This is a genomic window from Actinophytocola sp. (genome assembly GCF_050699915.1).
GTDB lineage: Bacteria > Actinomycetota > Actinomycetes > Mycobacteriales > Pseudonocardiaceae > Actinophytocola.
Genome location: NZ_JBOHGA010000027.1, coordinates 19,678 through 45,346 on the forward strand (window position 1 = coordinate 19,678; position 25,669 = coordinate 45,346).

Annotated in this window: 27 protein-coding genes, 3 tRNA genes and 2 pseudogenes; 8 read left to right on the forward strand and 24 right to left on the reverse strand. The window is 71.3% G+C overall.

The features are described from left to right. Positions 1-3: 3 nt before the first annotated feature. Positions 4-1,224 carry a glycosyltransferase gene (locus tag ACRDSK_RS07720; protein ID WP_431439285.1) on the forward strand — a complete coding sequence of 407 codons (1,221 nt, stop codon included), beginning with the start codon at positions 4-6 and terminating at the stop codon, positions 1,222-1,224. Between the two features lie 17 nt (positions 1,225-1,241). Continuing rightward, a complete protein-coding gene (locus tag ACRDSK_RS07725; RefSeq protein WP_431439261.1) occupies positions 1,242-1,931 on the forward strand; it encodes a phosphatase PAP2 family protein in 690 nt (229 codons plus the stop codon). 262 nt (positions 1,932-2,193) lie between these two features. Here the strand turns inward: ACRDSK_RS07725 and ACRDSK_RS07730 are convergent, their stop codons facing one another. Both ACRDSK_RS07730 and ACRDSK_RS07735 read right to left on the reverse strand, forming a co-directional pair. After that, positions 2,194-3,510 (reverse strand): glutamate-1-semialdehyde 2,1-aminomutase, encoded by a 1,317-nt coding sequence (locus ACRDSK_RS07730; protein ID WP_431439286.1) that lies wholly within the window; start codon positions 3,508-3,510, stop codon positions 2,194-2,196. A gap of 85 nt (positions 3,511-3,595) precedes the next feature. Then, on the reverse strand, positions 3,596-4,513 hold the full coding sequence (locus tag ACRDSK_RS07735) for a hypothetical protein (protein ID WP_431439262.1): 918 nt from the start codon (positions 4,511-4,513) through the stop codon (positions 3,596-3,598). 213 nt (positions 4,514-4,726) lie between these two features. Here ACRDSK_RS07735 and ACRDSK_RS07740 point away from each other — a divergent pair, with 213 nt between their 5' ends. Continuing rightward, positions 4,727-5,683 (forward strand): aminotransferase class IV, encoded by a 957-nt coding sequence (locus ACRDSK_RS07740; protein ID WP_431439263.1) that lies wholly within the window; start codon positions 4,727-4,729, stop codon positions 5,681-5,683. 63 nt (positions 5,684-5,746) lie between these two features. Here ACRDSK_RS07740 and rfbC read toward each other — a convergent pair whose 3' ends face one another. From rfbC to ACRDSK_RS07810, 14 genes and pseudogenes are all read right to left on the reverse strand, one after another. Next, the gene (rfbC, locus tag ACRDSK_RS07745) at positions 5,747-6,301 is read right to left on the reverse strand and encodes a dTDP-4-dehydrorhamnose 3,5-epimerase (RefSeq protein WP_431439287.1); all 555 of its coding nucleotides are present in this window, start codon (positions 6,299-6,301) and stop codon (positions 5,747-5,749) included. After that, positions 6,301-7,578, reverse strand: coding sequence for a polysaccharide pyruvyl transferase family protein (locus ACRDSK_RS07750; RefSeq protein WP_431439264.1), 1,278 nt, complete (start codon positions 7,576-7,578; stop codon positions 6,301-6,303). The genes rfbC and ACRDSK_RS07750 overlap by 1 nt, the downstream gene beginning before the upstream one ends. Beyond that, on the reverse strand, positions 7,575-8,525 hold the full coding sequence (locus ACRDSK_RS07755) for a glycosyltransferase family 2 protein (protein WP_431439265.1): 951 nt from the start codon (positions 8,523-8,525) through the stop codon (positions 7,575-7,577). The genes ACRDSK_RS07750 and ACRDSK_RS07755 overlap by 4 nt, the downstream gene beginning before the upstream one ends. Further along, positions 8,522-9,835, reverse strand: coding sequence for a hypothetical protein (locus ACRDSK_RS07760; RefSeq protein WP_431439266.1), 1,314 nt, complete (start codon positions 9,833-9,835; stop codon positions 8,522-8,524). The genes ACRDSK_RS07755 and ACRDSK_RS07760 overlap by 4 nt, the downstream gene beginning before the upstream one ends. Before the next feature lie 4 nt (positions 9,836-9,839). Then, positions 9,840-11,099: a DUF4910 domain-containing protein gene (locus ACRDSK_RS07765; RefSeq protein ID WP_431439267.1), complete on the reverse strand. Its 1,260-nt coding sequence runs from the start codon at positions 11,097-11,099 to the stop codon at positions 9,840-9,842. Beyond that, positions 11,099-12,121: an NAD-dependent epimerase/dehydratase family protein gene (locus ACRDSK_RS07770; RefSeq protein ID WP_431439268.1), complete on the reverse strand. Its 1,023-nt coding sequence runs from the start codon at positions 12,119-12,121 to the stop codon at positions 11,099-11,101. The genes ACRDSK_RS07765 and ACRDSK_RS07770 overlap by 1 nt, the downstream gene beginning before the upstream one ends. Positions 12,122-12,124: 3 nt before the next feature. Further along, positions 12,125-12,772, reverse strand: coding sequence for a PIG-L deacetylase family protein (locus ACRDSK_RS07775; RefSeq protein WP_431439269.1), 648 nt, complete (start codon positions 12,770-12,772; stop codon positions 12,125-12,127). A gap of 80 nt (positions 12,773-12,852) precedes the next feature. Continuing rightward, a pseudogene (locus ACRDSK_RS07780) lies at positions 12,853-13,629 on the reverse strand (sugar phosphate nucleotidyltransferase); the annotation flags it as partial. Beyond that, positions 13,626-14,873, reverse strand: coding sequence for a class I SAM-dependent methyltransferase (locus ACRDSK_RS07785; RefSeq protein WP_431439270.1), 1,248 nt, complete (start codon positions 14,871-14,873; stop codon positions 13,626-13,628). The gene ACRDSK_RS07785 and the pseudogene ACRDSK_RS07780, both read right to left, overlap by 4 nt. A gap of 1 nt (position 14,874) precedes the next feature. Continuing rightward, positions 14,875-16,410 (reverse strand): sugar transferase, encoded by a 1,536-nt coding sequence (locus ACRDSK_RS07790; RefSeq protein WP_431439271.1) that lies wholly within the window; start codon positions 16,408-16,410, stop codon positions 14,875-14,877. Between the two features lie 321 nt (positions 16,411-16,731). Next, a tRNA-Phe gene (locus tag ACRDSK_RS07795) sits at positions 16,732-16,805 on the reverse strand. A gap of 218 nt (positions 16,806-17,023) precedes the next feature. After that, positions 17,024-17,097, reverse strand: a tRNA-Asp gene (locus ACRDSK_RS07800). A 13-nt stretch (positions 17,098-17,110) separates the two neighbouring features. Beyond that, positions 17,111-17,183: transfer RNA gene (locus ACRDSK_RS07805), tRNA-Glu, on the reverse strand. A gap of 112 nt (positions 17,184-17,295) precedes the next feature. Continuing rightward, the gene (locus ACRDSK_RS07810) at positions 17,296-17,430 is read right to left on the reverse strand and encodes a hypothetical protein (RefSeq protein ID WP_431439272.1); all 135 of its coding nucleotides are present in this window, start codon (positions 17,428-17,430) and stop codon (positions 17,296-17,298) included. A gap of 497 nt (positions 17,431-17,927) precedes the next feature. On the opposite strand from ACRDSK_RS07810, the gene ACRDSK_RS07815 reads away from it, so the two are divergent. Then, positions 17,928-18,140, forward strand: coding sequence for a heavy-metal-associated domain-containing protein (locus ACRDSK_RS07815; protein WP_431439288.1), 213 nt, complete (start codon positions 17,928-17,930; stop codon positions 18,138-18,140). An 89-nt stretch (positions 18,141-18,229) separates the two neighbouring features. Here the strand turns inward: ACRDSK_RS07815 and ACRDSK_RS07820 are convergent, their stop codons facing one another. Further along, positions 18,230-18,625 (reverse strand): hypothetical protein, encoded by a 396-nt coding sequence (locus tag ACRDSK_RS07820; RefSeq protein WP_431439273.1) that lies wholly within the window; start codon positions 18,623-18,625, stop codon positions 18,230-18,232. A 331-nt stretch (positions 18,626-18,956) separates the two neighbouring features. On the opposite strand from ACRDSK_RS07820, the gene ACRDSK_RS07825 reads away from it, so the two are divergent. Next, positions 18,957-19,295, forward strand: a complete 339-nt coding sequence (locus tag ACRDSK_RS07825; protein WP_431439274.1) for a hypothetical protein — start codon at positions 18,957-18,959, stop codon at positions 19,293-19,295. 50 nt (positions 19,296-19,345) lie between these two features. On the opposite strand, the gene ACRDSK_RS07830 is transcribed toward ACRDSK_RS07825, so the two are convergent. Further along, entirely contained in the window at positions 19,346-19,549 is a 204-nt protein-coding gene (locus tag ACRDSK_RS07830; protein ID WP_075127229.1) for a cold-shock protein, read from the reverse strand. A gap of 348 nt (positions 19,550-19,897) precedes the next feature. Between ACRDSK_RS07830 and ACRDSK_RS07835 the strand changes: the two genes are divergently transcribed. Both ACRDSK_RS07835 and ACRDSK_RS07840 read left to right on the forward strand, forming a co-directional pair. Next, positions 19,898-21,115 (forward strand): L,D-transpeptidase, encoded by a 1,218-nt coding sequence (locus ACRDSK_RS07835; RefSeq protein ID WP_431439275.1) that lies wholly within the window; start codon positions 19,898-19,900, stop codon positions 21,113-21,115. 59 nt (positions 21,116-21,174) lie between these two features. Next, a complete protein-coding gene (locus tag ACRDSK_RS07840; RefSeq protein ID WP_431439276.1) occupies positions 21,175-22,095 on the forward strand; it encodes a helix-turn-helix transcriptional regulator in 921 nt (306 codons plus the stop codon). A 139-nt stretch (positions 22,096-22,234) separates the two neighbouring features. On the opposite strand, the gene ACRDSK_RS07845 is transcribed toward ACRDSK_RS07840, so the two are convergent. After that, positions 22,235-22,597, reverse strand: coding sequence for a DUF6597 domain-containing transcriptional factor (locus tag ACRDSK_RS07845; protein ID WP_431439277.1), 363 nt, complete (start codon positions 22,595-22,597; stop codon positions 22,235-22,237). 63 nt (positions 22,598-22,660) lie between these two features. On the opposite strand from ACRDSK_RS07845, the gene ACRDSK_RS07850 reads away from it, so the two are divergent. After that, a complete protein-coding gene (locus ACRDSK_RS07850; RefSeq protein ID WP_431439278.1) occupies positions 22,661-23,239 on the forward strand; it encodes a TIGR03086 family metal-binding protein in 579 nt (192 codons plus the stop codon). On the opposite strand, the gene ACRDSK_RS07855 is transcribed toward ACRDSK_RS07850, so the two are convergent. The 5 genes and pseudogenes from ACRDSK_RS07855 to ACRDSK_RS07875 form a co-directional block, all read right to left on the reverse strand. Beyond that, a complete protein-coding gene (locus tag ACRDSK_RS07855; RefSeq protein WP_431439279.1) occupies positions 23,236-23,769 on the reverse strand; it encodes a hypothetical protein in 534 nt (177 codons plus the stop codon). The genes ACRDSK_RS07850 and ACRDSK_RS07855 overlap by 4 nt on opposite strands. After that, entirely contained in the window at positions 23,766-24,356 is a 591-nt protein-coding gene (locus ACRDSK_RS07860; RefSeq protein ID WP_431439280.1) for a hypothetical protein, read from the reverse strand. The genes ACRDSK_RS07855 and ACRDSK_RS07860 overlap by 4 nt, the downstream gene beginning before the upstream one ends. Next, complete coding sequence (locus ACRDSK_RS07865; RefSeq protein WP_431439281.1) at positions 24,353-25,150, reverse strand: putative T7SS-secreted protein; 798 nt, start codon at positions 25,148-25,150, stop codon at positions 24,353-24,355. The genes ACRDSK_RS07860 and ACRDSK_RS07865 overlap by 4 nt, the downstream gene beginning before the upstream one ends. Then, on the reverse strand, positions 25,147-25,443 hold the full coding sequence (locus tag ACRDSK_RS07870; protein WP_431439282.1) for a hypothetical protein: 297 nt from the start codon (positions 25,441-25,443) through the stop codon (positions 25,147-25,149). The genes ACRDSK_RS07865 and ACRDSK_RS07870 overlap by 4 nt, the downstream gene beginning before the upstream one ends. Before the next feature lie 20 nt (positions 25,444-25,463). Beyond that, positions 25,464-25,669: pseudogene (locus ACRDSK_RS07875) on the reverse strand (hypothetical protein); the annotation flags it as partial.

The window sequence follows — 25,669 nt, forward strand, 5'->3', positions numbered from 1 at the left end:
GAGCTGCGGGTCCTGGTGGTGCACAACCGGTACCGGTCGGCCCAGCCGAGCGGCGAGGACCGGGTGGTGGACCAGGAGCTCGCCCTGCTGCGCGAGGCCGGCCACGACGCCGGCCTGTTCGAGCGGCGCAGCGACGACATCGCGTCGATGTCGCTGTCTCGCAAGGTGGCGGTGCCGCTGCGGGTGCCGCGCAACACTGCCGCGCGCGACGACCTGGCCGCGCGGCTGGCGGCGCAGCGGCCGGACGTCGTCCACGTGCACAACACGTTCCCGCTGCTGTCGCCGGCGGTGCTCGACGCGTGCACGGCGGCCGGGGTCCCGGTGGTCGCGACGCTGCACAACTACACCCAGATCTGTCCCACCGGCACGCTCTTCCGGGACGGCGCGGAGTGCCGGTCGTGCGTGGGCGGGCTGCCGGTGGCCGCGGTCCGGCACGGCTGCTACCGCGGCTCGCGGCTGGCGAGCGTGCCTATCGCGGTCAACCTGGCCGTGAACCGCCGCCGCTGGTCGGACTCGGTCGCCCGCTTCTTCTGCATCTCCGCCGCGCAGCGGGAGATCCTCGTCGCGTCGGGCATGGACGCCGACCAGCTCGTCGTGAAGCACAACTTCGTGCCCGAGCCGGGCGTGCACCGCGACGGGCGGTCCGAGCACGTGTTGTTCCTCGGCCGGTTGACCGAGGAGAAGGGCGTCCGGCTGCTGATGACGGCGTGGGACCGGCTCGCCGCCGACGGCGGGTTGGGCCTGCCGCTGGTGCTCGCGGGCACCGGGCCGCTGCAGGACGAGGTGGCACGGTGGGCGCGCGACCGCGACGACGTGCGCTACCACGGTCTGGCTGACCCGGCGGCCTGCCGCGACCTGCTTGCCCGGTCCGCCGCGGCCGTCGTGCCCTCGACCTGGCTGGAGACCTTCGGCCTGGTCGTGGTGGAGGCGATGGCCGCCGGGGTGCCCGCGGTGGTCGCCGGGCACGGTTCGCTCGCCGAGCTGGTCGACGACGGTGTCACCGGCCTGACCCACCGCCCCGGCGACGCGGCCTCGCTGGCCGAGAGCCTGCGGCGGATCGTCGCCGATCCCGAGCACAACCGCGCGCTCGGGAAGGCCGCGCGAGCCGACTACGAACAGCGGTTCGGCCCGCGGGCCGGGCTCGCGAACCTGGTCGCCGGCTACCGGGCGGCGATCGCCGACACGGGCCGGCGCACCACGGCCGCGGTGACGAACCGCCGGTGACCTGCGATCATGCCCGCATGCGGGCCACGGCGGAGATCGACGACACGCTTCCGCCGCCGGCCCTGCCGAGGGTGGTGCGCACGCCGCTGCTGGTCGTAGCGGCGCTGGCGGCCGCGGTGGTCGCCGTGCTGGGCATCGCGTTCGCCGGCGAGAAGACCGGCACCGCCCTCGACACGTCCGTCCAGTTGGGACTTTGGCGCCTGGGGTCGCCGTGGCGCGAGATCGGCCGGATCGTCGACTTCACCGCTGAACCGGTCGGCATCGTGCTGGTGCTCGGCTGCGTGTTCCTCGTGTTGCGCAGACTCGGCCACCACCGCGCCGCGGTGCTCGCGGTGGTCGGCACCGGCGCGTCGGTCACCGTGACGACGGCGCTGAAACCGTTGGTGGGCCGCGACATCAACCAGGGCTTCCTCGCCTACCCCAGCGGCCACACGGCGACCGCGACGTCGATCGCGCTCGTCTGCGTCCTGGTCGTGGTGCACCGCCGCCGACTACGCGCGACGACCGCCATGCTGCTGACGGCGGCGGTGGTGCTCCCGGTGGCGACGGCGATGGCGTGGGCGCAGGTGCTGGAGAACTCCCACTACCCAACGGACACGGTCGGCGGCTTCTGCGTAGCGCTGGTGATGGTCCCGCTCACCGCCCGCGCCGTCGACGCGATCGCCGACCGCCGCCGAGAGCGGCTCAGGCCAGATCCCGAAGCCTGAAACCAGACGGCGCCAGCTCGAGGACGAAGTGGGCGGGTCGGCGACGAATGAGAAGAGGGTCGGGGCCGGCGGCGGGTAATTGTGGGCAGGGCGCCAGCCCTGCCCGCGGTTTCCTGCCCGCAGGGCGACGGAGGCTCGCGGGTCAATGGTTGAGCGAAGCGAAATCGGCGAAGCCGACGCCGAAGGCGCCGTTGACGCGCGAGTCGGAGCCCGTAGAATCCGCCGCCGGCCCCGACCCCCACCGAGGACGAAGCAGACGCTCTCAAGCGAACGGACGCAAAGCCGGCTTGACGGGCCGACCGCCGGTCCAAGGCCGAGGGTCGCCGACGTCGAGAGCCTCCCGGTAAACCGCACAAGCCCGCGAAACCGCGTCCACGGTCCGCTCGATGTCCACTTCGGACAGCGCACTGCTGACCACGAACGACGGCGCAAGCACACCGTGCAGGATGAGCTGACGCAGAAACAACGTCCGGTACTCCTGGGACGGCTCCCCGCGTGAGTCGAGGGTGGCGAAGACCAGGTTGGAGTCCCGCCCGAGGAGCCGTACGTGGTCGGCCACCCCGGCCGCGGCGGCCGCCTCGCGCACCCCGGCGGCCAGGCGCGCGCCGATCGCGTGCAGCTGCTCCGCGATGCCCTCCGCGGCGTAGACGTCCATCACGACCACCGCCGCGGCGAGCGCGTGCGTCTCCGCCCCGTGCGTGGTGGACAACAGGAACACCCGCTCGCGCGGGTCGCACAGGCCGCCTCGCTCCATCAGCGACCGGCGGCCGGCGAGCGCGGACACGGCGAACCCGTTGCCCAGCGCCTTGCCGAACGTGGCGAGGTCCGGCGTCACCCCGTACACCGCCTGCGCGCCGGCCGCCGACCAGCGGAACCCGGTGATCATCTCGTCGAACACGAGCACGAAGCCGTCCCGGTCGGCGAGCTCGCGCAGGCCCTCGAGGTAGCCCGGCGGCGGCTCGCGCACGGTGGCCGGCTCGAGCATCAGGCAGGCGAGCTCGCCCCGGTGCCGGTCGAGCAGCTCGGCCACCGCGTCGAGGTCCCCGTACGGGAACGTGACCGTGTCCGCCCACTCGCCGGCCGAGGTGCCGGCCGGCATCGCCGTGACGCCGATGAACCAGTCGTGGGTGGAGAAGAACGGGTGGTCCGCACACACCGCGACCAGCCGCCGGCCGGTGGCCGCGCGGGCGAGCCGGACCGCGGCCGTGGTCACGTCCGAGCCGTTCTTCGCGAACTTCACCATGTCCATGCTCGGCACGGTGGCGAGGAACCGCTCCGCCGCCTCGAGCTCGAGGATGCTCGGCCGCACGAAGTTGCTGCCGGCCTCGAGCTGCCGGCGCACCGCGTCGAGCACCGCCGGGTGCGCGTGCCCGAGGGTGACCGAGCGCAGCCCCGAGCCGTACTCGACGTACTCGTGGCCGTCCAGGTCCCACACGTGCGCGCCGAGACCCCGCGTGATCACCGGCGCGAGGCCCTCGGGGAACTGGTCGTCGTACTTGGCGTGGGTGTGCGCGCCACCGGGCACCAGCGCGTGCAGCCGCTCGTTCGCCGCCCGCGAGCGCGGCAGCGGATCGTCGATCTGATGGTCCACGGCATCCTTCCCGGGGAGTGCGGGAGCCCGCCGGTCCAGTCTGGCCGACGGGCTCCGCGTCACCCCTGCCGGGTCAGCTCGGGACGTACACCTTCGGGCCGTCCGCCGCGTCCGCGGAGTCGTACGGCGCGACCTCCTCCTCGGTGAAGTCGGCCAGGTCGGACAGGCGGCGGAAGTCGCGCAGCGCGGTGCCGACGCACCGCACGTCCGCGACCGGCGCCCCGTTGCCGCTGTGCACGTCGTCGACGTGCACGGTGCGGAAGTCGATGCTGTAGCGCGTGGCCGCGCTGGTGTTGGGGATCGACGCGTGCAGCTGGTCGCCGGAGAACAGCATCACGCCGCCGACCGGCGGGACCAGGGTGAGCCGCGGCTCGCCCTCGCCCAGCGGCTCGAGCGGCGCGGGGTGCACGCGGGTGTCCTTGGCACCGCTGAAGTCCTTGATGTGCCCGCGCCACGCGTTGGCCACGTAGTAGTTGTAGTCCCCGCTGTTGTTGGGGATCTCGCGGCCGAACCACCGCGGGTAGAACTCCATGATGTTGTTCGGCTCCACCGGGAACACCGGCAGCCACCAGTTGATCTGCGCCTTGGGCGCGGCGTACCAGGTGTCGCGGTGGGCCTGGAAGGCGTAGGCGATGCCGGTGTTCAGGCCGCCGGCCGGGAAGGCGGTGCGCAGCTTCGGCACATCGGCGTGGATCTGTTCGGCGCCGACGCCGAGCGCGCTGACCACCTTGCGCACGTGCGCGATCGACTCGGGGTGGTGGATGAACTTGGGCTTGAAGTCGATCAGCAGGTCCGCGAGCTCGTCCTTGGAGCGCCTGGTGTGCACGGCGGTCGGCTCGTCCGGAGCGAAGACCTCGGTGATCAGCCCGCGGGTGAACTCCGCGAACGCGGCGATCTCCGGCACGTGCGTGTAGACGATCACGTCACCGGCGAACAGCCGACGACGGCGCTCCTCGTCGTCGAACGACGGGTCGATGTGAACGTTGACCATGGTTCCTCCGGACACTGGATGAGCGTGCTCCCAAGAGGGTCGGCGACGCGCGGGCGATTGTTACAGTCCGCGACACAGGACACTTTCCGGTACCGGTAACGATCGGCCCGAGAACAGCGAATGGAATTGTGAGGGCGCGCGGAGGACTGCGACGCCCGGCGTCGTCGTGCTCGTCGACGCCTCGCTGCTCCACGACGAACAGGACGGCCATCCGTGGCACACACCGCCTCGCTCTCCCAGCTGCAGTCGCCCCCGTGGGCGCTGGTCAACGGCTCGCTGGTGCCCTATGACGACGTGCGGATCCACATCAGCGCAGAGGCGCTCACGCGGGCGCTGAGCGTGTTCGAGGGCGTCAAGGGCTACTGGAACAACGCGGGCACGGAATTCTCCTTGCGCGGACCGCGGGCGCATTATGACCGGTTGTGCCGGTCAGCCGCGTTGCTTCATATTCCGATTACGTTCAGTTATTCGGAATACGTCGAGGGCCTGGCCGAGCTCGGCCGGCGACTGCTGGTCCCGGAGCGCGACCTGTGGTTCCGGACGACCCTGTACGTGACCCACGGGCACTGGGGCGAGCAGACCGAAGCGGACCTCGTGGTGACCGCGTTCACCCAGCAGAAGCCCGACCCGGCGCCCATGCGGCTGGGTGTCAGCACCTGGCGCCGCGCCGGCGACGTGGCCCTGCCGACCCGCGTGAAGTCCAGCGCGAACTACGTCGTCGGCCGGCTGGCCCGGATCGAGGTGCGCCGCCTCGGTTACGACGACGCGATCCTGCTCAACGAGTCGGGCCGGGTCGCCGAGGCCACCGGTGCGTGCGTGGTGACCGCGTCCGGGGGGCGGGTCGCCAGCCCGCCGACCTCAGAGGGCTGCCTGGACAGCATCACGGTCGCCACGATCGGCGAGGTGTGCCGCGACCTGGGCGTGCCCTTCGAGCGCCGCCCGCTGGAGCGCACCGAGCTGCTCACCGCCGACGAGTGCGGCCTCGCCGGGACCATCACCGAGCTGACGCTCGTCGACGAGATCGACGGCTACACCTACGACTCCGACGGCGTGCTGAGCCAGGTCCGCCGCCGCTACCTCGAGGCGATGCGCGGTGAGGTGACGCTGCCCGGCACCGAGCTGGTCCCGCTCATCACTGCCGAGGAGCTCGCCGCACCCCGCGCCAGCTGACCACTCCACGACACCGACGCCCGGACCGAGAACGGTCCGGGCGTCGCCGTGTTCGGGATCTGGTCAGCGGGCGGCGAGCAGCTCCCTGGCCTCGGTGTAGGGCCGGCCGGCACGGTCGCGGGGCGAGACCAGCGAAACCGGGAGCGGCCAGTCGATCGCGAGCTCGGGGTCGTCGTAGGAGATCGCGACGTCCTCCGCCGGGTCGTGCGCGCGGTCGATTCGGTAGGAGATGTCCGCGGGCTCGGTCAGCGCCTGGAACCCGTGCGCGCAGCCGGCCGGCACGTACAGCGTCTGCTGGGTCAGCCCGCTGAGCGTGAACGTGGCCTTGTTGCCGTAGGTGCTCGAACCGGGCCGCAGGTCCACCAGCACGTCGAAGACCTCGCCGTAGGAGCAGCGCACCAGCTTGGCCTCGCCCGCGCCGGACCGCACGTGCATCCCGCGGATGACGCCCCGCCGCGACCGGGAGACGCTGTCCTGGACGAACGCGTCCGGGTCGATGCCCACCCGGCGGACCACGTCGCGGTCGAAGGTGCGACAGAAGAACCCGCGCTCGTCGACGTGCGGAGTCGGCTCGAACAGCCACACGCCGACGATCTCCGGGACGGGTACGGCCTTCATCATGCCTCCAGGATCTGGACGGGCGGGCCGGCGTCGTGCCGGGCCGGGAACAGCAGCGCGGACAGGCTCTGGAACTGCTCGTCGAGCAGGGCCGCGAACTCGGCGTTGCGCGCCACCATCACGGCACGCAGCTGCGCCTCCCGCGCCTCCACCTCGGTGAACTGCTCCTTCAGCCGGGCCAGGTCCAACGCGCGCAGCTGCTGGCAGTACGCGCCGAGGCCCATGTCGCGCATCAGCACGTCGTTCTTCCGCGCGTAGCCGAGCGAGACGGTCGGCTTGACGACCTTCAACGCGCACAGCACGTTGTGGTACCTGGTGGCCACGACCGACCGCACGGACGCCATGCCGCTCAGCACGTCCTCGAGCGAGGCCAGCGGCACGACGCCGACGTCGGCCCCCGGCCGCCGGTCGAGCACGTGCGCCGCGATCTCCTCGGCCGAAACCAGGTCGGCCCGGTCGCCGGTGAACAGCCGGACCGGCCGGTCGGCGTCGACCAGCCAGCCCACGAACTCGCCCATCGTCGAGACGTAGCTCTCGTGGATCTCCTCGGCCATGGCCCGGTCCTCGTTCCCACCGCGGTAGGCCATGACGCCGACCCCGACCGTCCGGTTCGGACGGACGGCCGGATCGCCGCGCGGCACCGGCATCGCGTAGACCAGGTCCGGGTAGATCGGGTCGGCGTCGGTGCGCACGCCCATCGCTCGCACGGCCTCCCGCGACCGCTGGTCGCGGAACGAGCGGTAGTGCGCGAGCCGCGCGGCGCGGCCGAAGAGCCAGCGGGTCATCCGCGACCGCATCACGTTCGCGCCGACGCTCACCAGCGCGACCTTGGTGCGGAACAGCCGGCCGGCGAGCGCGAGCAGGAACAGCATGTACGGGAAGCCCCACGGTCGCAGCGGCAGCTCGGCCTCCAGCACGCCCATCCCGGGCACGATCACCACGTCGTGGCGGCGGACCCAGCGGAAGGTGCGGGGCAGGTCAACGAGCTTGCCGAGGCTCTTCAGCACGAGCGTCCACACCCGACCGCCCGGGCGCGGCCTCGCGTAGTACCAGTGCAGCGGGATGGCGGGCACGTGGTGGCGCCCGGCGATCGTCTCCGGGCCCATGCACATGAAGTCGACGACCGCGTCGGGGTGCCGCTCGCGCAGGTAAGACAGCACGACGGCGAGCGAGCCGTCGTTGCCCAGGTTCCCGGAGCCGAGCAGGCCGAAGATGCCGACCCGCGGTGTGCGTGGCCCTTCCGACGCCTCCCCGCGGGATCGCGTCGGGGTGGTCACGCGGTGGCTCCCTTTCGCCCGCCGACGACCTCTTTCACCTTGATCTCGGCCGGGTCCGTGTCCGCGTCGGGCAGCTCGCCCAGCTCGCCCCACGAACCGCGGGTCGATCGGCTCGCCAGCCACTGCCGGAGGTAGCGCATGCACTCGCGGCGCTCGGCCGGAGTGAGCGGCGCGCGCCGGATGGCGGCCACGTAACCCCACACGTACTCCACGAGTAACCGGGGCAGCGGGTGGCGGAGGCGGTTCGCCCGGCGGGGGTCGAAGTTCGCGCACCGCTTTCGGATCGTGGGGTTGGCCCGCTCGGACCGGTTCGGGTGGTCGCGGCGGAAGTACAGCCAGTCGGGGACCTGGAGGAACGGCCCGTGCAGCACGAGCTCCGCGACGATCACCCGGTCCGCGTGGTGGTAGCTGCCGTGCGGGGCGACGCTGCGCAGCACCCGGGAGCGGATGACGCCGTTGTCGTCGTCGCCGCCGCTCGCGAAGAGCATGCTGCGGAACCGCTCCGGCGCGCCGGCCGAGGCCGAGGTGAGCGGGTACTTCACGGCCTGGAAGACCTCGCCCGCCGGGTCGATCATCGCCGTCCACGAGTGGGCGAGCACGGCGTCCGGGTTCTCGTCCAGGGCGTCGATGCAGCGCGCCAGGAGGTCGCGGGCGTAGAGGTCGTCGTCGGAGGCCCACTTGAACAGCTCGCCGCGCGACTCGGCGAAGGCGACGTTGTGGTTGTTCGCGCAGCCGACGTTCTCGGGCAGCCGGACATAGCGCACCCGGGAGTCGAGGCGCTCGTAGCGTCTACAGAGCGCCTCCGTCCCGTCGGTGGAGGCGTTGTCCGTGATGATCAGCTCGAAGTCCTCGTACGTCTGCGACAGCAGCGAGTCGATGGACTCGGCCAGGAATGGTTCCCCGTTGTAGACCGGCAAGCCGATGCTCAGTCGGGGCACGGTGCTCATGGTGTTGTCATCTCCTTGTTCTCACCCCCGGGCCCGTTGTCGACGGCACCGACGACGTCGACGGCCGGCTCCGGAACCGGCTCGGGCTCGTGGTCCCGGAGTCCTGCGTGCAGCTGCGTCCACCACAGTCCGGCGGAGCAGAGCATCGCGATCGTGGACCCCCAACTGGCGCCAACCGCTCCCCCGAGGAAGGCACCGATGACCCCGCCGCCGAAGTACCCGGCGGAGGAGTACAGCTGTACGCGCAGGCTGCGCTTCGCCGCGCCGAGCGCCCGCAGGCCGGCGGCGGCACCGGCGATCAGGCCGGACGAGGCCAGCGCCAGCGTGATCGGGAGAACCAGCTCCCGCGCCGGTTGCCAGACGTCGTGCAGCAGGAACAGGCCGAACGAGTCCGGCATGATGGCCAGCAGCGCGACACCCCAGCTCAGCGCCGCGATCGCCTGCACGCCACCCAGCAGCAGACAGAACCGTGCCAGCTTGTGCGGCGCGCGGCGCAGCACCCGCGCCGCCTCCGGCACGGCCACCAGGTTCAGGCCCATCAGCAGCGCCATGAACGGGCCGGTCAACAGCTCGGCGCCGCGGATCGCGCCGACGCCGGCGAGCCCGACGATGCCGCCGACGGCGTACATCCGCAGCTGCCCGGCGCCGCTGTTGCTGACGTTCTCCGCGAGGTAGCGCGTGCCGAGGTCGCGGTGGTCGCGCAGCCACTCGCGGGTCTGGTCCAGCCGCGGCCGGATCCCGCTCAGCAGCCAGCCGACCACGCCGGCGAACAGCGCCGCGCCACCCCAGGCGACCACGAACCCGGCGACGGTGCCGTGGTCGGCGGCGAGCATCAGCAGCGGCAACATGGTGGCCGCCCAGACGAGATCGATGAGCACCGCGTTGCGGCCCTGCCCGTTGGCGAAGAACGCGAACCGAAAGCTGTCCTGCAGCAGCAGCGCGGGGGTGACGATGCCGAGCGCGATGAACGCCCGGCCGAACGTGTCGCCCACGGCGGCGCCGATCCCGATGCTGAGCACGCCGAAGGCGAGCCCGACCGCGATGGCCGTGCCGCCGGCCCGGCTGGTCGCCACCCGCCACCGGTCGACGGCCACGCCCGAGAAGCGGACCACCAGCGGGTCGGTGCCCAGCCCCCGGGACAGGTTCAGCACCACGCCGTAGGTGACCCAGGCGAGGCTGAAGATGCCGAACGCCTCGACGCCGAGCGAGCGGGCCACGTAGACCCCGACCAGGAAGTTGGTCATGCTCGACACGCCCTGGTCGGCGAGTCCCCAGGTGAGCCGCTTCGCCAAGCCCCGCGCGAACGACATTCGGTTACTCCTTGATCAGGTTCGCGTCGGCCAGCGCTTCGGCCGCGGCGGCGACGGTGGCGAAGGGCAGACCGGCGCGCTCGGCGATGTCGAGCAGGCTGTGCTCGCCGTCGGAGAGGCTGAGCACCCACAACATCGCGAGCTGGGCCTGCTTGGCGTCGCTGCGGCCGCCGAGCGAGTCGTACAGGCCACGGCGGCCCAGCTGCGGCTCGCCGTAGGGCGAGAGGTTCACGTAGTGCCGGTTGACGTCCAGCACCGCGACCGCCTCGCGCAGCACGGTCAGGGTGTCCACCATGGACTCGGGCGAGACGAGAGCCGGGTCGTCGCCGGAGGTGTGGTACTCGGGGTACTCCGCGTACGGCGTGCGGGTCAGGCAGCCGACGCCGAGGTTGAAGCCCGGCGAGCAGTACTGCCGCTCGTCGTAGCCGTACGGGGAGAACCGGCGGATCTCGTGTGGACGGTCGCGCAGCACGTGCGCGAGCACCCGGTCGATCTCCGCGTCGCCGCGGCGGCTCTGCTTGTAGGTCAGCGACCCGGCGTCGCCGGCGCAGGCCAGGACGACGCCGTGCTTGACCTTCTCCACCCGCGCGGCGTTGCGCGCGAGCCAGGTGATCGCGCCGATGGTCCCGGGCGCGAAGACGAACCGGTACGTGTAGTACGGGTTCTCCAACGACTTCGCCAACTCGACGGCGACCGCGACGGCGGCCATGTTGTCGTTGGCGAGCGCGGGGTGGCACACGTGGCAGGAGATGATCACCTCGTCGGTGACCTGGCCCGGCACGACGTGCTCGGCGTAGGTGAGGTGCCCGTCGGCGAGCGTGGAGTCGATCCGCACCTCGTAGTCGCCGTCCGGCAAGGAGTCCAACGTGTCCTGTGCGAGGCAGAAGCCCCACGTCGGTGCGTAGTAGCTGGTCCGGTACGGGATCAGCGACGGCTGGTCGGGCAGCGTGTGCAGGTGCTCGCGCAGCTCGGTGAGCGGCATCGTCGTGTCCACGGGCACGCTGTAGCCCACGACGTGCAGCGCGTGCTCGCGGAAGTCGACCACCCGCCGGCCGGTGGCGTCGGCGACGTAGGCGTCGCGGATGTTCCACTCCTGGGGCACGGTCCAGTCGAGCACCTCGGTGCCGGTGGGCACCTCGTGGACGGTCAGCGGCAGGTGCTCACCGACGATGTCGAGCGTGGCCCGCACGCCATCGCCGGTGATGCTCCGGCACAGCGGGTAGAGCCGCCGCACCAGAGCGTGCATCCGCTCGCCGAGGTCCATCAGACGTGCCGCAGCGTGTCGTCGACCCGGCCCGCGCCGGACTCGTCCTTCAACCAGGCCAGCCGGGTGAAGCGGCGCTCGAACGACTCGCTCGTCAAGCCGTGCTTCTGGTAGGCCTCGATCAGCTCGCCCGCGCCGTCCTTGACCGACCAGGCGCAGTCGAAGCCCGGGACGGCCTCGCGGAACCGGGAGAAGTCGACCCGGTAGGAGCGCGGGTCGTTGCCGGCCTCGCCGGTGATCCGCAGCCGCGAGCCGGGCACCGCCTCGACGACCTCGGCGGCGATCTCCGCGACCGTCACGTTGTTGCGCTCGGTGCCGATGTTGAACGCCTTGTCGTGCACGGCCTCCCGCGGCGCGGTGAGCGTGGCCAGGAAGGCCCGCGCGATGTCCTCCGCGTGCACCAGCGGCCGCCACGGCGTGCCGTCGGAGAGCACGAGGACCTCACCGGAGAGGTAGGCGTGGCCGACCAGGTTGTTCAGCACGATGTCCGCGCGCAGTCGGGGCGAGTAGCCGAAGGCGGTGGCGTTGCGCAAATAGACCGGTGTGAAGTCGTCGTCGGCCAGCTCGTGCAGGTCGTCCTCGACGCGGACCTTGGACTCGGCGTACGGAGTGACCGGCCGCAGCGGGGCGTCCTCGGCGACCAGGCCGCCGTCGCCCGAGGCGCCGTAGACCGAGCAGGTGGACGCGTAGAGGAACCGCTTGACCCCGTTGTCGCGGGCCAGCCGGGCGAGCCGGACGGCCGCGCGGTGGTTGATGTCGTAGGTCAGGTCCGGGGCGAGCGCACCGAGCGGGTCGTTCGACAGCGCCGCCAGGTGGATCACCGCGTCCACATCGGACACGTGCGCGTGGGTGGTGTCGCGCAGGTCGACCTCGTGGCCGGGCGGGTCGTCCGGCGTCTCGCCGAGCACGCAGCCGGCGAACAGCCCCGAGTCGAGGCCGATCACCTCGTGCCCGGCGGCGCGGAGCACCGGTGCCATCACCGTGCCCAGGTAGCCCTTGTGGCCCGTCAGCAGGACGCGCATCGTTCAGCCCTCCAGGTCGAGAATCTGCTTGGTGACGTGGAAGGCCTCCGCGTAGCGGGCCTGGCACTCGATCCCGCGGATCCGAGCCAGACCGAGGAAGGCCTCCCGGTCGTACCAAGGACGGTGTCGCTGCGAGGGGTAGTGCTGTTGCAGCAACTCGACCTTTTTCTCGGCGACTTCCGCCGAAAGTGGCTGGTAGCTGTTGGGTCGGCCCAGGTCGCCGTCCCATTTGACGATCTCGTAGCCGAGCACGAGATGGTCACGGAACGCCGTCGGCACGAGCGTGGCGAGCCCGCGGTGGTCCTGGTGCGCGTCGTCGGTGCGTGGGGCGAAGATCACATCGGGATCGGTGCGCCGGCGCAGGTCCTCGAGCGAGTTCTTGACCTCGTCCCAGTGCGCGGGCAGCCGGCCGTCGGGCATCTTGAGCACGGTCACGTCGAGGTCGGCGCCGGGGCAGAAGGCGGCGAGCGCGGCGCGCTCCTCGTCCTCCCGGTCGGTGCCGCCGCCGGAGAGCACCAGCGCGTCGACGCGGATGCCCGGCCGGGACGCGCACGTCGCGAACAGCGAGCCGCCCGCGCCGATCGCGATGTCGTCGCAGTGCGCGCCGAGCGCGACCACGCGGTCGATCCGCCCCGCCCCCAATTTGATCACGCCATCCTCACGGGGACCCGTTGCCCGTTCGTCTGCCCGTTGGTCTGGCCAATGGTCTGCCCGTTGGTCTGCCCGGGCCTGCGCTCGTCGTCCCAGAGCGCCCACGGCCGCTCGCCGTGCGCGTAGCTGGCGTCGAGTGCCGCCCGCTCCTTGACCGTGTCGGTCGGCTTCCAGAAGCCCCGGTACGGGTAGGCGAGCATCTTGCCCCGCTTGGCGAGCTCGCCGCAGCCGTCGGCGACCAGGTCGCCACCCTCGGGGATGTGGTCGAAGATCTCCTGGCGGAGGACGAAGTAGCCGCCGTTCTCCCACAGCGGCATGTCGCTGACCGAGGTGATCCCGCCGACCCGGTTGTCCTCGCCCATCTCCACGCAGTGGAACGAGGACTGCGGCGGCACGACCATCATCGAGGCGCCGGCGTCGGACGCGGCGAACCGGTCGACCATCACGTCCAGCGGCGCGTCGGTGAGCACGTCGGCGTAGTTGGCGAGGAACATCTCGTCGCCGTCGAGGTGCTCGCGCACACGGCGCAGCCGCTCGCCGATGGCCGACTCGATGCCGGTCTGGATGAACGAGATCGACCAGTCCGCGATGTCGGTGGCCAGCAGCTCGGCCTTCCCGTCGCGCAGGATGAAGTCGTTGGAGATGGTCTCCTCGTAGTTGAGGAAGAAGTTCTTGATGTGGTGCGCCCCGTAGCCGAGGCACAGCACGAACTCCTTGTGTCCGAAGTGGGCGTAGTAGCGCATGACGTGCCAGATCAGCGGCCGGGGCCCGACCATGGCCATGGGCTTGGGCACGTCGTCGGCGGTCCCGTTGCGCATCCGCATCCCGTACCCGCCGCAGAACAGCACGACCTTCATGTCCGATTCACCTCAACGATTTCCAGACTCGGGATGGGGAACACCAGGCGGCCGCCCCATTCGCCCACATAGGACAGTTGCTCGACGAGCTCCGCGCGCAGGTTCCACGGGAGCACGAGCACGTAGTCCGGCCGATCCTCGGCGATCCGGTCCGGCGGCAGGATCGGGATCCGGGTGCCCGGGGTGTACCTGCCGTGCTTGTAGGGGTTGCGGTCCACCGTGTACGCCAGCAGGTCGGGCCGGATGCCACAGTGGTTGAGCAGGGTGTTGCCCTTGCCGGGGGCGCCGTAGCCCACGACGGTCTTGCCGCGCGCGGCGGCGTCGGTCAGGAAGGCGAGCAGCTCGCGGCGCACGGTGGCGACCCGACGGCCGAACTCGGCGTACCCGGCGAGCTCGTGCAGGCCGGCGGCCTTCTCGCGGGCGAGCACGTCGGCCACCCGCCGGCTCGGCTCGGTGTTGGTCTCCCTGACAACCTCGGCCGGGCGGGCGAACAGCCGGATGGAGCCGCCGTGCGTGTCGACCAGCTCGACGTCCACGAGGGACAGTCCACCGCTCGCCAGGGCCCGCTGCGCGGAGGCGACCGTGTAGTACTGGAAGTGCTCGTGGTAGATCGTGTCGTACTGGTTGCGCTCGAACAGCGTCAGCAGGTGCTGCACCTCGATGGACACCCAACCGTCGTCCGCGACGAGGTTGCGCAGGCCCTGGGTGAAGCCCACGACGTCGGGGATGTGCGCGTAGACGTTGTTGGCCACGACGAGGTCCGCCGGCCCGTGCTCGGCGCGGACCGCGGCGCCGGTCTCGGGCGAGAGGAACTCGGTGAGCGTGTCGACGCCCTTCTCCCGCGCGGCGGCGCCGACGTTGACCGACGGCTCGATGCCGAGGCAGCGGATGCCGGCGTCGACCACGTGTTGGAGCAGGTAGCCGTCGTTGCTCGCGACCTCGACGACGAACGAGTCGTCACCGAGTCCGAATCGGACGGTCGAGTCGGCGACGAACCGGCGCGCGTGCTCGACCCACGAGGTCGAGAACGACGAGAAGTAGGCGTACTCGGTGAAGGTGTCCTCGGGGGTGATCAGGGGCGGCAGCTGGGCGAGCCAGCACCCCGTGCACACCCGCAGGTGCAGCGGGTAGGTCATCTCCGGCTCGTCGAGCTGCACCTCGGTCAGGAACAGTTCGCACGGCGGCGTGGCCCCGAGGTCGACGACACTCACCAGGTCGGTCGATCCACACAGTCGGCAGTTCATCTCAGTAAGCCCCCTGACCACCGAGCACAGCCCGGAAGGTCTTCCAAAGGATCATCGCGTCGAGCGCGAGTGACCAGTCCTCCACATATCGCAGGTCCAACCGGACCGCCTCCTCCCACGGCAGGTCGCTACGACCGCTGACCTGCCACAACCCGGTCAAACCTGGCTTGACGAGCAGCCGGCGCCGCATGTCCGGCTCGTAGCGCGCGGACTCCTCCGGCAGCGGCGGCCGCGGTCCCACCAGCGACATGGCGCCGGTGAAGACGTTGAACAGCTGCGGCAGCTCGTCGATCGAGTAGCGCCGCAGGATCGCGCCGACCCGGGTGATCCGCGGGTCCTTGCGCATCTTGAACAGCACGCCGGCGCCCTCGTTGTCCTCGGCGAGCGCGGCCTTGCGGTGGTCGGCGTCGCGGACCATCGTGCGGAACTTGACGATGGTGAACTCGCGGCCGGACTTGCCGACCCGGCGCTGGGTGTAGAACGGGCCGCCACGCGAGTCGATCATGATGGCGAGCGCGGCGAGCGTCATCACGGGCAGGCACATGAGGATCAGCAGGAACGAGCCGATCCGGTCGAAGATGCCCTTGATGAACCGGCGCATGCCGGTGAACACGGGGGCGCTGACTCGCAGCAGCGGCATGCCGAGCACGCCGCTGACATGCAGTCGTGGCCCGGCGACCTCCATGAGCGTGGGGGCGACGACCATCTCGGCGCCGCTGCCCTCGAGCCGCCAGGCGAGCTGCTGGAGGCGGCGGGGGGTCCAGTAGGAGTCGGCGGTGACGGCGACGATGCGGTAGCCGCCGCGACGGACGTGCTCGGCGACCTCGTCGAGCCGGCCGACCACGGAGACGCCGTCCACGTGGTCGATGGACGAGTCGTCGATCCTGCTGTGCCGGCCGCCGCCGGTGCCGTCGATGGTGCAGACCGCGGCGACCCGCCAGCCGATGTGCGAGGCCGCGTTGGTGCGCTCGATCAGGTCGCGGACGGTGTCCACGCTGCCGGCGGCCATGACCGGCAGGAGGCACTCGCCGTTGAACCGGTGGCGGTGCAGGACCTGCCGGAGCAGGTAACGGAAGAGCAACGCGATGAGGGCCGTCGTCGGGACGACGAGGAACACCCAGGGCCGGGCGGACACGACGCCGGTGGCGAGCCCGGCGAGCCCGAGCGCGACCGCGGCGGCGAACATGCCCCGGCCGAGCCGGACGTACTCCTCGGCGCCCTGGCCGAGCACGTTGAGGTTCCACGCGCGGTTCATGGCCAGCGAGACGAGCACGACGATCACGGTGAGCCCGCCCAGGACCAGATCCTTGAACAGGGCGGCGCCGCTGACGCTGATCAGGCCGCCGACGACGAAGGCGACGCAGAGGGTGACGAGGATGTCGGAAAGGATCACGTACCGGCGGTAGGCCGGCTCCCAGCTGGCTACGGGTGGCTGGGTCGGCTCACCTGCTGGAAGAAGGTCAGAGTGGCGTGGTGCGGCCAAGCCCCGCAGGAGCGTCGGTCTCCGACGCGCGGCGCGTACTTGCTGGTCACTCATGTATGGTCCCCCCGGCCGCGCGCACGCGCGCATGGCGGGTTTTTTTGAGGGCATCCCCGAGAAGCCCGGTGCGGTCCGATTCGCTTGCGAGCCAACGGACTGGTGTGCCCCTGCCAACCTGCGGTCGCGTTCTCTGATTCGCTCTGTACGGGGCGCCCGTTACACGGACAGTGAGTCGTGCATCCCCCTCGCCGGGGATCTTGACCACGTCCGAGAGGTGATACCCAGCGCGCAGGTCACGGAGAGCGTTTGCCGTGCCAGGAGGTCACAGGGGTCCAAGATGGACGAAAGCCCCGACCGGACAGTGTCCGTCGGGGCAAGTGGCCAGGGGCGGGATCGAACCGCCGACCTACCGCTTTTCAGGCGGTCGCTCATACCAACTGAGCTACCTGGCCAAACCAAAAAACCTGCGGTGATGACCGCAACCCCGCGAACGCAGGTGCAACCATCCAGACGCAGGACACCACTACTCCTGCTGGTCCAAACCCAACGCAACAACGCCGGGTCTGGTGAAGCTCGCACCGTGGGGGGTTGGGGGGCTCGGCCCCCCAGCATCACAGCGAAACGACGAGGCCTGCGTTCTCCGCAGGCACACCGCTCCTAGAGCTCCGCGCGACCCAGACGGGACTCGAACCCGCGACCTTCGCCGTGACAGGGCGACGCGCTAACCAACTGCGCCACTGGGCCTTGCTGTACTACGTGCTCCCAACGGGATTCGAACCCGCGCTGCCGCCTTGAAAGGGCGGAGTCCTAGGCCGCTAGACGATGGGAGCCCGGGTTGCCCGCTTGGAGCAGGGAAAGCATAGGACACAACCCGCCTCGGCTACAAAGCGGGTATCGCCAGCCGTGTCACCTCGCCGAACGCCGGGCTCCCGTCACGTTTCGCTAACGCCGGACCGGCGGGATGCCGTCCTCGCCCGGCACCAGCCCGAGCATCTCGAGCAGCTCCTTGCAGTCCTCGACGCTCTCCGCGCCGCGGGCCACCGCGAGCTGCGCGCGGCGCACCTGATCCCCGCTCACCCGCGAGGAATCGCCGGTTCGCTGGGTTGGGACGCTGCCGAACCCCAGAGAGGGGTCACGGGTCTCCTGTTGTAGCAGGAAGTCACGAACTTCGACCGGTCCGCTCATATCGCCGCCTCCCCGACCCAGTAGGTGTTGGCGGAGAGGCTATGAGACCGGGGGCACCGTCCACAGCCCCCCGAGGAGTGAATCCTTTCCACACGGATAGTAGTCAGCGGTGATCAGGGCACCCGCCGCGCGAGCGAGGCCGTTCGGGTGAGCGGGGTCGAATCACTCGAACGGACGCACCATCGCGGCTCGTGCACCCACGGAAACGACCCCCGCCGGCTGTGTCATATCGATCGAGCTACCCGCTGACCTGCAGTGATCGCCTCGCGACCAAGCCGACCCATGTGGGGGATCGCTGCTCCCTCAAGGGCGGCGTGTCCTCCTCCGAAGACTCGAAGGGAGGGGAGTCGTGCGAAATGAGCGAAATGAGGAGGAACCCGGTAGTGCCCATGCACACGATCTACAACGTGTACGACGTCGCCGGCATGACCTGCGAGCATTGCGCGGCCTCGGTCACCGAGGAGCTGTTCGAGCTGGAGCTGGTCACGGACGTGGCGGTCAACCTGACAACCGGCTCGGTGACGGTCACCAGCGCGGACGAGCTGAGCCGCCCGAACGTGGCGGCGGCCCTGGCCCAAACGGGCCACCGCCTGGCGGGCTAGCCGGCACTCCGCACGCCGCGGCGAGGGCAGGCGTGCAACCCCCGCGCGGGCGATCCTCGTGAGGCCAGGGCTCCGGCCCCGGCATGGGCTCACTCGCCCGCGCACACTTCCGCCCTGGGCGCTCCGCCCAGACCACCGACGCCGGCGACGAGCGGCGCCGCCAGCCGGGCGGCGGCAAGACGCTCTGGCGGCTTTGACGGGCGGCTGCCGCCGAAGATCGTGCGAGCGCGCCGGCGGAGATCGCGACGGCGCGCCACGTCCGGCCCAGCCGCCGTGCCCACCCGCCGGCCTAGATCACCGGCCAGCCGAAGATCGCGACGGACCGTCACCTCCGCACACGGTGGGGCGCCGAACCACCGTGACGCCTCGGCCGCCGCCCGGCCGCCGCCGAGCCAGACGTGTCCACAGGTCACGGCCACCGCGCGAGTGGTGTCGGGCGACGCCACGAGACGCCGGCCGCGCACGGCCGCGCGGTGGAAGAGCACCGCTCCGTAACGGGGTCTAGGTGAATAGTTCTCTCAATTTTTCAGCCTTACCCACTCCCACGAAGCGCGTGCACGTGCAACAATCGAGTCGCTGACACACCCCCGGTCAGCGCCTGTGGAGATCCCCTCCGGCCCCCGCGTTCCTCCCCCTGGCGCGGGGGCCTCTCCATGTCGGTTGCGTCTCGATTCCACGTCGACGGCCCGCCGAAGCCCCGCAGACACCCGGCAGGACCTGCGGCAATACCACGACTACGGTGCGTACCGGAACCCTTACTAGTGAAAAGTGCCTGTCTTGCTTGGTAGGTCGCAACCTCTTCGTTACCCTCTCAATGTGCTTTTCACCGGACGTAGCCGACCGAGCGGTCCCCCGGCGGACGAGATCGTCGCCCCGGGCCGCCATCGCACCGAGGCCCAGGAACAGGAAGAGAACCTGCCCGACCACGAGCTGGAGTCCTACCTCGCCGCTCTCGCCCCAGAGGGCGACCCCGAGACCACCGGCTCCGGCCGCAGTTTTGGCGGCGCGCAGGTCATGCAGCTCCGCCTCCCCCTCATGGCGAACGAGCGGCTCCGAGAGCTCGCCGCCTACCACCAGACCTCGCCGATGGCGCTCGCCCAGGAATGGGTCCTCCAGCGCCTCGAGTGGGAGTCCCAGCAACTCCACCGACGCTAGGCCCAGAAAAGGGCCCCGGTCGACGACCGGGGCCCTTTCGTCACAGCTGACTAGAGCGCGCGCACGTTCGTGGCCTGGGGGCCCTTGGTGCCCTGCCCGACTTCGAACTCGACGCGCTGGTTCTCCTCCAGGGTGCGGAAGCCCTTGCCCTGGATCTCCGAGTAGTGCACGAAGACATCGGCGCCACCGTCGTCCACGGCGATGAAACCGAAGCCCTTCTCGGAGTTGAACCACTTCACAGTGCCCTGTGCCATATACCTGCCTCCATCGCAGGATCAGCATGGGGTTACACCGTGCAACCCCGGCAGCCCCCGGGCGTTGCCTCCGTCAACCTCGACGAAAGAGCCGCACGCCCGCGTTTTCGTTCCGCGAGCGTGGAAAGCACGAACACAGAAACTACGGCCTGCGCAGGGAGCTTATCGCGTAGAGCACTCGTAGCACTACCACTTGCATACGGCTGACTACAGCCCACAGACGATCTCTGCAGGCAAAACGCGGGGTGAACGTTTGTGATCTGTGTCACATCCTAACGAGCCAACGCCGCACCCGGTAAATGCGTCGAAATAGGTGTGAAGACGCTGGGGCACCAACAGGGGGTTGGCATGGCTGTGTACAGGGGTGAACGCGGCAACCGTCGGGGGCGACTGCTGCCGATCGTCGCGATGAGCGTGGTGGCGGTGCTGGGCCTGTCCGCGTGCAGCTCGGACGACGACAACGCATGGCCGCTGACGGGCGGCTCCGACGGCAAGCCCGAGGCCGAGGCGCCCGCCGAGCCCGCCGCCAAGATCGCGCTGCAGCCGGCCGCCGGCGCCAAGGGCGTCAACCCGGTGGCCCCGGTCAAGGTCACCGTCAGCGACGGCCAGCTCGAGGACGTGACGCTCACGAACCCGGCCGGCAAGAAGGTCGTCGGCAAGCTCGCGGCGGACGGCACGTCGTGGGTGGTCGGCGAGGACCTCGGCTTCGGCAAGACCTACACCTGGTCCGGCACCGCGGTCGGCACGGACGGCGAGCAGCGCGAGATCGCCGGCGACTTCACCACGGTCACCCCGAACGGGCTGGTCGGCACCTCGATCAACACCGGCGACGGCAAGACCTACGGCGTGGCCATGCCGATCGCGGTCACCTTCGACGGGCCGGTCGACGACAAGGCCGCCGCCGAGCGCGCGATGACCGTCAAGACCTCCGTGCCCGTCGAGGGCGCGTGGGCCTGGCTCGACGACCAGCGCGCGCACTGGCGCCCCAAGGCCTACTGGCCGGCCGGCACAAAGGTGACGGTGAGCCTCGAGCTGTACGGCGTGCCCTACGGCGACGGCGTGTTCGGCAACGACGACATGACCTCGCACTTCACCATCGGCCGCAACCAGGTCGTGAAGGCGAACACCCAGACCCACCGGGTGCAGGTGTTCCGCGGCGGCAAGCTAGTCAACGACTTCCCCGCCAGCATGGGCCTCGAGTCCGACCCGGGCCGGGTGACCAACAGCGGCACGCACGTGGTCATGTCCAAGCACGAGACGTACAAGATGACCAACCCGAAGTACAAGTACTTCAACGTCGAGGTGCCCTGGGCGGTCCGCATCTCCAACAACGGCGAGTTCGTCCACGGCTACGCGCCCTCGATCCCGTCGCAGGGCAACCAGAACGTCTCGCACGGCTGCGTGAACCTGTCCCCGGACAACGCCAAGATCTACTTCGACGGGGCGCTGGTCGGCGACCCGGTGGAGATCACCGGCAGCGACAAGCAGCTCGACGCGGCCGACGGCGACTACTACGACTGGGCCGTCTCGTGGGAGGAGTGGGTCGGGATGTCCGCCCTCACCTGACCATGCACACAGGCATAATTCCCGCCAACGACGGGTCCGGCGGTCGGCGGGAGCACGCGATGCAGGGTGGAGCAGCACAACCCCGGCGGGTCCCGGCCAACCTCGAACGGCGGTTCGCGGCGCTCTCGGCCGTGCTCGGCTCGCCGGCCGCGGACGAGACCGTGCCCGGCGAGGACGAGGTCGCGGCGGGGTACCTCGTCGTGCGGGCCTCCGGGGCGAGCGCGGCCCGGATCGCGATTGACGCGCTCCGCCAGCCGTCGCTGGCCCGGACGAAGGCCGAGCCCGACCAGATCCAGCTGGTCATGCGGGCCTCGCTGCCGCGCTACCTGCCGTCCGCAGGCGTGAGCCTCGAGTTCGGGGAGTGCGCGCTGCGGGCCCAGCCGGGCGACCGGGCCGGTCGGCACGGCACGGTGCTGCTGACCGTCGCGACCAGCAAGCTGTCGATCAGCTTCGGCGAGCTGCGGCCGCTGCTGTTCCGCCCGGTGCCGGTGGAGCGGCAGCTGCAGACGCTGTTCGCCGCGGCCGTGGCGCACCTGCTGGTGGTGGCCGACTCGCTCGACCAGCACGGCATCAGGCCGTACCTGACCGGGCTCGCCGAGCTGGTGCTGCGCAGCGCCCTGCGCACCGAGCTGAACCGCGCCGACGCGATCGCCACCCGGCGGCGCGACGCGGTCGAGTACATCAAGGAGAACCTGGCCGACCCGGCACTGTCCGCGGACCGGATCGCCGACGCGCTGTTCATCTCCCGTCGCCGGCTCTACCAGCTCTTCGACGACGGCGACGGGGTGTCCGGCCGGATCCGGCAGCTGCGCATCGACCGGGCGAAGGAGCTGCTCGGCGACCCGGCGCACGCGGTGAAGGGCATCGGCGAGATCTCCCGGCAGTGCGGGTTCGCCAACGCCGCCCACTTCTCCCGCACGTTCCGCAAGGTGGTCGGCGAGACTCCGCGCGACTACCGCGACCGCGTTCTGAAGGGATGAGCCGGGCTCGTAGCCATCGCGCGAGTCTTGGACTGCCCAGCGCAACCTCAGGGAACGTGACGGCACCCAGCCACCATCAACCGCACAACGGCACTGTTCCCTGGAACGCGACCAACACTTTTAATTCCGGGGAGGCGGCTCAGGGCTCGGCGGGCGGGTCCGAGCCGAAGACCTCGCGTGCGTCGATCGACCGGTCGGCGAGCGTGGCCACCGGCGCGCCGAGGAAGGGCCGGAAGCAGCCGGGCCGGAACTCGACGCCGAACACGCCGCCGTCGCCCTCGAGCACCTTGACCTGGAACCCGCTGGAGACGCCGTGCACGGTCGCGCCGCCGCCCTGGAACGTCAAGTGCACGTTCGGGTACGGCACGATCTTCTGCCGGTAGGACTCGCGGTAGCTCCAGGAGACGACCCAGTAGCGCGCGAGGTCCGGCGACGGGCTCGGGTAGTCGTGGCGCTGGTAGCGGGTCCAGGCGCTGCCGAGCTCGCGGGCGTCCCTGGGCACGCGGCCGAGTCTACGTCGCGTTTGTTCAAGACGGCCCGCGCGCGACGTGCCAGCCTGACGGCCATGTCCGCCACGCACATCGAGCGCGCCGCCGCGCCGTTCGTCGAGATCGTCCGCAACGTCAAGGCCGACCAGCTCGCCAACCCGACGCCGTGCACGGAGTTCGACGTCCACCGGCTCGTCAACCACCTGCTGTTCTGGGGTCCGTCCCTGGTCGGCGCCGCCCGCAAGGAGGCCGTGCCGCCGCCGGCGGAGTCCGAGTCCGATGTGGACCTCGCCGGACCCGACTGGGCCGCCGCGTTGGAGGAGCACGCCGCGCGGACCGTCGCAACCTGGGGCGAGCCCGGCGCGTGGGCGGGCGTCACGCGGATGGGCGGTCCCATGGAGCTGCCGGCCGAGCTGGTCGGCGGCATGGTCGCGGGCGAGCTCGTGGTGCACGGCTGGGACCTGGCACGGGCGACCGCCCAGCGCCCGGACTGGGACGCGGACCTGTTGCGGTACGTACATGACGAGGTGGCCCGCAGCGCCGGGCAGGGCCGGGAGATGGGCAGCTACGGTCCCGAGGTCACCGTCCCAACGGGAGCGTCCACCTTGGACCGCCTGCTGGCCCTGTCCGGCCGCGACCCGCGCTGGACGCCCTAGCGGAGCTCGACCAGGACGAGGACGACGACGGCCACGCCGAGGACCACCGCCAGCAGCACGGCCCGGTACGCGGCGAGGCGCCGCGGCACCCGCACGGGCCTCTTCGCCTTGCGAGGCCTGGGCTTCCGCTTCGTCCTCGTGGCGCCCGCCGGCCTCGGGCCGGGACTCGTCGCCCGCCCGCCGCGCCGACCGCCTGACGTCCGGCCCGTGCCGCTCCGCTGTCCGCCGCGTGCGGCGCCAGTGCCGGTCCTCGACGGGCCGGCGGTGCGCCGCTTCTTGGCCGGGGCTCGGCCACGGCGGTCCACCTGACGGATCGTCGCCAACGCCCGCTCGAGGTCACGCCGCTCGACGGGCGGACCCGGATGCGCCACCCGGTTGCGGATGTCGCGCAGGTGCCCGATCTCCCGCACCCCGACGCCGAAGTGGTCGGCCAGCCGCCGGTTCATCCGCGGCCCGTCCTCGACCGCCCGCGAGATCCGCTGCCACCCGGCGAGGATCTTGGCACCGAGGTCCGCGTCGGAGGCCGTCACGTCTTCGAGGAGACCCGGACTCTCGGGTCGTTCGGGGCCACCTCGAAGTCCACCGACGACACCAGCTGGCCGAGCACGCCGGCGAGCTCCAGCCAGCCGCGACCCGTCGTCGAATGCAGGGTGAACACAGCCATCCGCTTGCCCGGCGGGTCGATCACGACCGCCTGCAGCTGACAGCCCGCGGCCGGCGCGTCCCGGGACGGGCCGTCGACCAGGATCCGCTCCGCGATCACCACCGGGTAGCCGCGCTCGGTGCGCGACTCGGTCACCTCGCGGATGTCCGGACCCGCGTCGGCCAGGTAGTGGCGCAGCTCCGCCGCCGCGTCCGGGCCGAGCGGAGCGTCCGCCGTCACCACCATGCCGACCAGGATCGCGGGGTCGGCGACGGCATGGGTAACCACGGCCACCAGGCCGGCGCCGTTCGCGTGCGCCAGCTCCGCGGCGTCGCGCGCGGCCAGGGCGACTCCCGGGTCGTGCTCCGCCTCCGGGCCGCGCACGCCGATGATCGCGTCGGTGAGCGCGCGCTCGGTCGCGTCGACCGACTGCACGGAAACCGGCGTGACGCCCGGGATGGCGGCGAGCTTCACGAGTCCGCCGCCAGCGGGGTCTCACCGAACACGATCAGCTCGCCGGAGGGTCGCAGGCCGCCGGACAGCCCCGCCGACACCGCGTCCGCGAGCGCGGGCAGTGCGCCGACCGGCACCGGCTCGGCCGCCGAGCCCGGCGTGCGCAGCAACCCGCCGAGCGCCGCCGTGGTCCGGGATGCGTCGCCGAGCACGCCCGCCAGCGCGCGGATCGCCGGACTCCGCTCCTGCGCGGACGGGGCCGACTCGGCCGCGCCCAGCTCGTCGGCGATCTCCTCGGCCGCCCGCAGGTGCTCACGCTCCAAGGTCCGCGCCTCCTCCAGCACCGCCGCGAGCCGCTCCTCGAGGTCCGCGACCCGACTCGTGGCGCCCGACAGCTCGATGCTCGCCCCGGCGGCCACGCTCGGCGTGGCGGCGAGGTCGAGCGCGTTCTGCTTGTCCTGCACGGCGTCCCGCGCGTCCGTCAGCTGGCGGCGCAGCCGCACGGCGGCCGCGTCCAGCTCCTCGGTGCGCCGCTGGTTGTCCGTGAGCGTGCGCGCCCACCGCTCGAGGACGGCGACCGCCTCGCGCAACCGGTGGCGGGTGGCGTCGAAGTCCGACGGGGTGGCGCGCAGCCGGTCGCGGAACGTCTCCGCCGCCTCGCCCTCCCAGCCGGCCGAGTGCCGCTCCGCGTCGCGCAGCGCCGGCTCGACCGTGCCCAGCGCCGAGTCGGCTGTGGTGAGCTGGGCGATCGCGGCGTGCACGGCGTCCGGCCGGCCGGGGGTCGGGTCGAACTCCAGACCCCGGTAGGCGGTCACCAGCGGTCACCGCCGGCGCGGCGCAGCCCTTCGGCGGCGTCCTCGTCGAGGTTGGCGTACCCACCGCGGATGGTCCCGACCAGCGCCGCGTCGTCGTCGACCGCACGCAGCACGCCGCTCAGCTCCCGGCGGGTGTCCGCGATCAGCGTGCCGACGACCCCGTCGAGCCGCCCGGGACCCAGCCCCGAGCAGCCCTCCAGCCGGTCCACCGCGGCACCGACGGACTCCGCCGCGGAGCCCAGCACTCCGGCGGTGACGCCGATGGCGGCCAGATCGGCCTCGAACCCGGACACGGCCGCCTCCTCGTTTCGAGCTATGCGCCGAACACCGGAGGATAGGCGGGCGGCAGGTCGTCGAACAGGTCGAGGCCCTCGTCGTACTTGTTGGTGTGCTCGCCGTCCTCTTCGCCGTTCGCACCGGCACCGAACGGCATGCCGCCCATCGCGCCCATGCCGCCGCGAGCACCCGCGGCACCGGCGGCCACGCCGCCGGGACCGCCGATGACGGCCCCACCGGGAC

What these genes read in the sequence shown, in the direction of transcription:
- ACRDSK_RS07765 (WP_431439267.1), bottom strand. Translation starts at nt 11,099, where the DNA reads ATGGACCTCGGCGAGCGGATGCACGCTCTGGTGCGGCGGCTCTACCCG.
- ACRDSK_RS07735 (WP_431439262.1), bottom strand. Translation starts at nt 4,513, where the DNA reads ATGGTCAACGTTCACATCGACCCGTCGTTCGACGACGAGGAGCGCCGT.
- ACRDSK_RS07770 (WP_431439268.1), bottom strand. Translation starts at nt 12,121, where the DNA reads ATGCGCGTCCTGCTGACGGGCCACAAGGGCTACCTGGGCACGGTGATG.
- ACRDSK_RS07840 (WP_431439276.1), top strand. Translation starts at nt 21,175, where the DNA reads ATGCAGGGTGGAGCAGCACAACCCCGGCGGGTCCCGGCCAACCTCGAA.
- ACRDSK_RS07830 (WP_075127229.1), bottom strand. Translation starts at nt 19,549, where the DNA reads ATGGCACAGGGCACTGTGAAGTGGTTCAACTCCGAGAAGGGCTTCGGT.
- ACRDSK_RS07755 (WP_431439265.1), bottom strand. Translation starts at nt 8,525, where the DNA reads ATGAGCACCGTGCCCCGACTGAGCATCGGCTTGCCGGTCTACAACGGG.
- ACRDSK_RS07835 (WP_431439275.1), top strand. Translation starts at nt 19,898, where the DNA reads ATGGCTGTGTACAGGGGTGAACGCGGCAACCGTCGGGGGCGACTGCTG.
- ACRDSK_RS07760 (WP_431439266.1), bottom strand. Translation starts at nt 9,835, where the DNA reads ATGTCGTTCGCGCGGGGCTTGGCGAAGCGGCTCACCTGGGGACTCGCC.
- ACRDSK_RS07815 (WP_431439288.1), top strand. Translation starts at nt 17,928, where the DNA reads ATGCACACGATCTACAACGTGTACGACGTCGCCGGCATGACCTGCGAG.
- ACRDSK_RS07725 (WP_431439261.1), top strand. Translation starts at nt 1,242, where the DNA reads ATGCGGGCCACGGCGGAGATCGACGACACGCTTCCGCCGCCGGCCCTG.
- rfbC (WP_431439287.1), bottom strand. Translation starts at nt 6,301, where the DNA reads ATGAAGGCCGTACCCGTCCCGGAGATCGTCGGCGTGTGGCTGTTCGAG.
- ACRDSK_RS07785 (WP_431439270.1), bottom strand. Translation starts at nt 14,873, where the DNA reads ATGAACTGCCGACTGTGTGGATCGACCGACCTGGTGAGTGTCGTCGAC.
- ACRDSK_RS07790 (WP_431439271.1), bottom strand. Translation starts at nt 16,410, where the DNA reads ATGAGTGACCAGCAAGTACGCGCCGCGCGTCGGAGACCGACGCTCCTG.
- ACRDSK_RS07850 (WP_431439278.1), top strand. Translation starts at nt 22,661, where the DNA reads ATGTCCGCCACGCACATCGAGCGCGCCGCCGCGCCGTTCGTCGAGATC.